A 6,666-nucleotide genomic window follows, 5' to 3' on the forward strand; every position below is an offset into this window, starting at 1 on the left:
TGTCGTTCGCCGCCGTCACATCAGGCGGCGCCTGGAAGGAAAGTCCGCCGCTATTCTCTACGATTTGCCGGAGCCCGCGAAGTGCGCTGGCCTTTGGTTACATAATCGGGGTGTCCGGTTAGTCCGGGTTCACTTACGCTTGCCGATCGGCACGAATTTGAGGTTTTCGGGGCCCACGTAGTTGGCGCTGGGGCGGATGATCTTGTTATCGATGCGTTGCTCGATGATGTGCGCGGCCCAGCCGGAAGTGCGTGCGATCACGAACAGCGGCGTGAACATTGCCGTCGGCACGCCCATCATGTGGTAGCTCACCGCGCTGAACCAGTCCAGGTTCGGGAACATCTTCTTGACGTCCCACATGACCGTTTCCAGGCGCTCGGCAATGTCGAACATCTTCGTCGAACCGGCGTCCTTCGATAGCGTCTTCGCCACTTCCTTGATCACCTGGTTGCGCGGGTCGCCCGTGGTGTACACCGGGTGGCCGAAGCCGATCACGACTTCCTTGTTCCCGACGCGGCGGGTGATGTCGGCCTGCGCCTCATCCGGGTTGTCGTAGCGCTTCTGGATCTCGAACGCGACTTCGTTGGCGCCGCCGTGCTTGGGGCCGCGCAGCGCGCCGATCGCGCCGGCGATCGACGAATACATGTCCGAACCCGTGCCGGCGATCACGCGCGCGGTGAAGGTCGAGGCGTTGAACTCGTGTTCCGCGTACAGGATCAGCGAGGTATGCATGGCACGCTCCCACAGCGCCGACGGCTGCTCGCCGTGCAGCAGGTGCAGGAAGTGGGCGCCGATGGAGTCATCGTCGGTCTCCACCTCGATGCGGCGACCGTTGTGGCTGTAGTGGTACCAGTACAGCAGCATCGAACCCAGGCTGGCCATCAGGCGGTCGGCAATGTCGCGCGCGCCCGGGCCGTTGTGGTCGTCCTTTTCCGGCAGCACGGTGCCAAGCACCGACACGCCGGTGCGCATCACGTCCATCGGGTGCGCGCTGGCCGGGACCCATTCCAGCGCCAGCTTGACGTTGGCCGGCAGGCCGCGCAGTGACTTCAGCCTGGCCTTGTAGGCGGCCAGTTCGGATCTGGTCGGCAGCTTGCCGTGCACCAGCAGATGGGCGATTTCCTCGAACTCGCAGGTGTCGGCGATATCGAGGATGTCATAGCCGCGGTAGTGCAGGTCGTTGCCGGTACGGCCAACGGTGCACAGCGCGGTATTGCCGGCGGCAACGCCGGACAGCGCGACGGATTTCTTGGCTTTCGGCGCCGCGGGCTCTGCCGCGGCGGCCGGTGCTGCGGTCTTCGAAGCGGACATCCGGGTCTCCTTCGGTCGCGTCCGTGCTTTGTTGTTGTGGCCGGTCAGGCGAAGAACAGCGCTTCCACGTTGTCCGGCAGCGGCGTGCCGGTGGCCTGGGCGCGCTGCAGCAGCGACCAGTAATAGCGGTAGCTGGCGCGGTCGTGCAGCTGGCCGTCGTGGCGGATCGGTGCCCAGTTGTTCTCGTGGGCCGCCAGCAGGATCTGGCTGGCGGCGCCGATTTCATCCGCGCCCGGGCGGAAGGCGGCGACGATCGGCGCTATCTGGCCCGGATGGATGCTCCACTTGCGCAGGTAGCCGAACTCGGCGCGCGCGCGCAGCGCGTCATCGCCCGCCCGCTGGGGTGCCTGCACATCGGTGCTGACGTTGTGCGACGGAACCTTGCCATGGCGGTGGCAGGCGGCGGAGATTTCCAGCATGGCGCGGCGGATCAGCGGGTGCTCGAACTGCTGCGGCGAGCGCATGGCCTCGCCGGGAATCGCGCCGTGGTGCGCCGAGACGAAGTCCATCAGGCCGAAGCTCAGGCACTCCACCTGCACCAGCGCGGCGATGTCGAAAGCCTGTTCGAGTGCGGCGTGTGTCTCGATCAGCACATGGATCGGGATATGGCGGGCGATGCCGGCATTGCGCGCCACCTGGTTGACATGGTCGGTCACGCGCGCGACCTCGACCACGTCGGTCACCTTGGGCACGACCACGTAGGCCAGCCGCGCGCCGGCGGTGCGCACCAGCACGTCGACATCCTGGCGCCAGCTCGGGTGGGCAGGGTCATGAATGCGCACGCCGACGCGGTTGTGCGCGTTCAGCGGGCTGTTGACCAGTTGCGCGCACAGCTCGGCGTGCTCGCGCTCGTGGCCGACGGCGGCGCCGTCCTCGCAATCGAAGGTGATGTCGAAGACCGGCCCAAGCTCTTGCTGCAGGGCAAGCGACTTGCGCATCAGCTTTTCGCTGCCCGCATAGTGGTCACACACCGGCAACTGGACCGGGATGGCTTCGCCCTGGAACAAGACCTCGGATGGATGCACGGGAATTCAGGTGGGTTGGGGTTGGACGGGAAGGCACATCATAGCGCCCCAATATGAAAAAACCGGGGTCCGCGCCGATTCTTGAATCGTTGCGGAACCCCGGTCTTTCCTGGAACGCGCTGAAGATCAGCCCAGCAGGTGCTGCACGCCGGCCTTTTCTTCTTCCAGTTCGTTCAGGGTGATGTTGATCTTTTCCTGGCTGTAGGCGTCGATCTCCAGACCCTTGACGATCTCGTACTTGCCGTTGGCGCAGGTCACCGGGTAGCCGAACATGGTGTCGGCGGGGATGCCGTACTCGCCGTTCGACGGGATGCCCATGGTGACAACCTTGCCGTTGGTGCCCAGCACCCAGTCATGCACGTGGTCGATGGCGGCGTTGGCGGCCGAGGCAGCCGACGACAGGCCACGGGCCTCGATGATGGCGGCGCCGCGCTTGCCGACGGTCGGCAGGAACACGTCGTTGTTCCACACCGGGTCGTTGATCATGTCCTTGACGCTCTTGCCGTCGACGGTGGCATAGCGGTAGTCGGCGTACATGGTCGGGCTGTGGTTGCCCCACACGAACATCTTCTCGATCGACGACACCGGCTTGCCGGTCTTGGCGGCGATCTGCGACAGGGCACGGTTGTGGTCCAGGCGCAGCATGGCGGTGAAGTTCTCGCGCGGCAGGTTCGGTGCCGACTTCATGGCGATGTAGGCATTAGTGTTGGCCGGGTTGCCGACCACCAGCACCTTGACATTGCGGCTGGCGACTTCGTCCAGCGCCTTGCCCTGCACCGTGAAGATCTGGGCGTTGGCCTCGAGCAGGTCCTTGCGCTCCATGCCCTTGCTGCGCGGACGGGCGCCAACCAGCAGGGCCACGTCGGCATCCTTGAAGGCGACCTTGGGGTCATCGGTGATGACCACGCCGGCCAGCAGCGGGAACGCGCAATCTTCCAGTTCCATCACGACGCCCTTGACGGCGGCCTGGGCTTGCGGGAGGTCGAGCAGTTGGAGGATGACCGGCTGGTCTTTGCCCAGCATGTCGCCGTTGGCGATGCGGAACAGCAGGGAATAGCCGATCTGGCCAGCGGCGCCGGTCACTGCGACGCGCATTGGGGCTTTAGCCATGAGTAAATCTCCAAACGATAGAAGGGGGTAACCGGTCGGCGGCACGCAGTCGCCAACTCAAGGCGGCGTGCACGCCGGATGCTGGTTGTCGCCACAGCGGGGAGCGGCCGTCCGCCGGAACCAGGTGGCGGGGCCACGGGGCGGAACCGGTGAGGATGAGCCACAACGGGTCATGGTGATGCAACGAAGCGTAAGTCTACTGCGAAGCGAGCCGCCATTTCCAGACCGATTTCCAGTCCGGGCCGCGGGAGAGGGTGCCGGGGACGGCATCCGCCGGCGGCACGAGCACGGCATTCACGACATTCGCGGGCGTGGACCAGCGCGAGTGTAGGCCCGGCCTCACTGGCTGTCAATTCATATGTCTTATATAAGACATAAGACAATTAACGTCAGGCTGGCGCCCGCCGCCCTTTTATGGTGAAATCCCGCCTATGTCCTCCCTGTCTACGTCCCTCTCCGGCGCTGCCGCCCACGGTGCGCAGGACTCCGGCGCGGCCACGCCTGGCGCCGGGACGCAGGCGCCTTCGTCGACCCCGCCTTCGTCGGCCTCGTCGTCGACCCCGCCGTCGAACTCTCCCGCGCCGTCGTCATCTCCTGCGCCCCAGGCCGCCGCCCAGCAGCCGGGCCCGCAGACCGCCCCGTCGCCCACCTTCAGCCCGCTGTACCAGCAGATCAAGGCGCTCATCATGCGCAGCCTGCAGTCCGGCGAGTGGAAGCCGGGCGAGATGATCCCCAGCGAAATGGAGCTGGCGGCGCGCTACAAGGTAAGCCAGGGCACAGTGCGCAAGGCCATCGACGAACTCGCCGCCGAGAACCTGGTGGCGCGGCGGCAGGGCAAGGGCACCTTCGTGACCACGCACCATGAGGACGTGGTCAAGTTCCGTTTCCTGCGCCTCGTCCCCGACGAAGGCGAGCCCCACTACGGCGCCAGCCACGTGCTGGAGTGCAAGCGCCTGCGCGCGCCCGCCGAAATCGCGCGGCTGCTCGATATCCGCACCGGCGACAGCGTGGTGCAGATCCGCCGCGTGCTGAATTTCTCCGGCGAGTCGACCGTGCTCGACGAGATCTGGCTGCTGGGCGCCAACTTCAAAGGCCTCACCGCGGAAAAGCTGACCGAGTGGAAGGGGCCCATGTATGCCTTGTTCGAGGCCGAGTTCGGTACGCGCATGATCCGCGCCTCGGAAAAGATCCGCGCCGTGGCCGCCGACGAGACGGCGGCCGAGCTGCTGTCCGTGCCTCTGGGCTCGCCGCTGTTGTCGGTCGAGCGCGTTTCATATACCTACGGGGATCGCCCTGTCGAGGTGCGCCGCGGGTTGTATGTGACGACGAAACACTATTATCAGAACGACCTGAGCTGAGTCATGGGGCCGGCGCGGTCCCTGCGTCGGCTGCGATTATTGCGGGTTTTGTGATGGTGGTGCGGGTTGTTGCGCAGCGCCGGTGAATATTGCTTGGCAATCGCCGTGTCATGTGTATGGTGTGCGATTGTCGGGCGGCGCCTGTTGGGCGCGATAGCTGAAAATTATTGGTGCAGCGCGCAACAAAGGCGCTAAAATCTCGTGGATTTGCCTCAATGCATCCCGTTGCATGCAGGCAATGGCAGTCTCGTTTCTTTGTTTACCGCTAATTGGGGTCTCGCATGGCTGAAGCCGTCAAACAAGCCAGGCCGGAGTTCCGGAATATCGGTATCTCGCAGATCGCGAAATACCGGTTGCCCTGGGCCGGCAAGGTATCCATCCTGCATCGCGTGAGAGTTCATGTGCCGGGAAGCGCCGAAGGTCGTGTACGAACTCGAGCACTTCGGCATGCCGTTCGACCGCAACCCGGACGGCACCATCTACCAGCGCCCGTTCGGCGGCCATACCGCCAACTACGGCGAGAAGCCGGTGCAGCGCGCCTGCGCCGCGGCGGACCGTACCGGCCACGCGCTGCTGCATACGCTGTACCAGCGCAACGTGCGCGCCAAGACCCACTTCTTCGTCGAGTGGATGGCGCTGGACCTGATCCGCGACCAGGACGGCGACGTGCTGGGCGTGACCGCGCTGGAAATGGAAACCGGCGAGGTCTACATCCTCGAGGCCAAGACCACGCTGTTCGCGACCGGCGGTGCCGGCCGTATCTACGCCGCGTCGACCAACGCCTTCATCAACACCGGTGACGGCCTGGGCATGGCCGCACGCGCGGGCGTGCCGCTGGAAGACATGGAGTTCTGGCAGTTCCACCCGACCGGCGTGGCCGGCGCGGGCGTGCTGATCACCGAAGGCGTGCGTGGCGAAGGCGGGATCCTGCGCAACAAGGATGGCGAGCGTTTCATGGAACGCTATGCGCCGACGCTGAAGGACCTGGCGCCGCGCGACTTTGTCTCGCGCTCGATGGACCAGGAAATCAAGGAAGGCCGCGGCTGTGGCCCGAACGGCGACTACGTGCTGCTCGACCTGACCCACGTCGGCGCCGAGACCATCATGAAGCGCCTGCCGTCGATCCGCGAAATCGGCATGAAGTTCGCCAACGTCGACGCGATCAAGGAACCGATCCCGGTGGTCCCGACCATCCACTACCAGATGGGCGGCATCCCGACGAACTACCACGGTCAGGTCGTGGTGCCGAAGAATGGCAGCCCGAACGAAGTGCTGAATGGTTTCTACGCGATCGGCGAATGCTCGTGCGTGTCGGTGCACGGCGCCAACCGCCTGGGCACCAACTCGCTGCTCGACCTGGTGGTGTTCGGCCGTGCCGCCGGCAACCACATCATCGCGCAGAACCTGAAGCAGAAGGAACACAAGCCGCTGCCGGCCGACGCCGCTGACCTCGCGATGTCGCGCCTGGCCAAGCTGCAGGCCACGTCGTCGGGTGAATACACGCAGGACGTCGCCAACGACATCCGCAAGAACATGCAGTCGCATGCCGGCGTGTTCCGCACCCAGAAGCTGATGGACGAAGGTGTCGACCGCATCCTGGAAGTGGCCGAGCGCGCCGACAACATCCACCTGAAGGACAAGTCCAAGGTCTTCAACACCGCGCTGGTGGAAGCCCTGGAAGTGGCCAACCTGGTGGAAGTGGCCAAGGCCACCATGATCTCGGCGGCCGCCCGCAAGGAATCGCGCGGCGCCCACGCGCACAGCGACTTCCCGAACCGCGACGATCAGAACTGGCTCAAGCACACGCTGTTCTACAGCGAAGGCAACCGCCTCGACTACAAGCCGGTGAAGATGGAACCGCT

The 6,666-nt window shown here is 65.0% G+C and carries 4 protein-coding genes and 2 pseudogenes; 3 read left to right on the forward strand and 3 right to left on the reverse strand.

Annotated elements, in window-relative coordinates:
- Positions 1 to 129: 129 nt before the first annotated feature.
- The 3 genes from prpC to ACAD63_RS05390 all read right to left on the reverse strand — a co-directional run bounded on the left by prpC (position 130) and on the right by ACAD63_RS05390 (position 3,446).
- On the reverse strand, positions 130 to 1,311 hold the full coding sequence (prpC, locus tag ACAD63_RS05380; protein WP_195431896.1) for a bifunctional 2-methylcitrate synthase/citrate synthase: 1,182 nt from the start codon (positions 1,309 to 1,311) through the stop codon (positions 130 to 132).
- A gap of 44 nt (positions 1,312 to 1,355) precedes the next feature.
- A complete protein-coding gene (locus ACAD63_RS05385; protein WP_133093013.1) occupies positions 1,356 to 2,336 on the reverse strand; it encodes an HpcH/HpaI aldolase/citrate lyase family protein in 981 nt (326 codons plus the stop codon).
- Positions 2,337 to 2,462: 126 nt separating this feature from the next.
- The gene (locus ACAD63_RS05390; protein WP_133093012.1) at positions 2,463 to 3,446 is read right to left on the reverse strand and encodes a malate dehydrogenase; all 984 of its coding nucleotides are present in this window, start codon (positions 3,444 to 3,446) and stop codon (positions 2,463 to 2,465) included.
- Between the two features lie 431 nt (positions 3,447 to 3,877).
- Here ACAD63_RS05390 and ACAD63_RS05395 point away from each other — a divergent pair, with 431 nt between their 5' ends.
- The 3 genes and pseudogenes from ACAD63_RS05395 to sdhA form a co-directional block, all read left to right on the forward strand.
- A complete protein-coding gene (locus tag ACAD63_RS05395; RefSeq protein ID WP_434033527.1) occupies positions 3,878 to 4,804 on the forward strand; it encodes a GntR family transcriptional regulator in 927 nt (308 codons plus the stop codon).
- Between the two features lie 281 nt (positions 4,805 to 5,085).
- Positions 5,086 to 5,196, forward strand: a pseudogene (locus ACAD63_RS05400) (succinate dehydrogenase, cytochrome b556 subunit); the annotation flags it as partial.
- A gap of 1 nt (position 5,197) precedes the next feature.
- Positions 5,198 to 6,666 (forward strand): annotated as a pseudogene (gene sdhA / locus ACAD63_RS05405) (succinate dehydrogenase flavoprotein subunit); the annotation flags it as partial.

The organism is Cupriavidus sp. a3 (genome assembly GCF_051015765.1).
GTDB lineage: Bacteria > Pseudomonadota > Gammaproteobacteria > Burkholderiales > Burkholderiaceae > Cupriavidus > Cupriavidus oxalaticus_A.

What these genes read in the sequence shown, in the direction of transcription:
- prpC (WP_195431896.1), bottom strand. Translation starts at nt 1,311, where the DNA reads ATGTCCGCTTCGAAGACCGCAGCACCGGCCGCCGCGGCAGAGCCCGCG.
- ACAD63_RS05395 (WP_434033527.1), top strand. Translation starts at nt 3,878, where the DNA reads ATGTCCTCCCTGTCTACGTCCCTCTCCGGCGCTGCCGCCCACGGTGCG.
- ACAD63_RS05390 (WP_133093012.1), bottom strand. Translation starts at nt 3,446, where the DNA reads ATGGCTAAAGCCCCAATGCGCGTCGCAGTGACCGGCGCCGCTGGCCAG.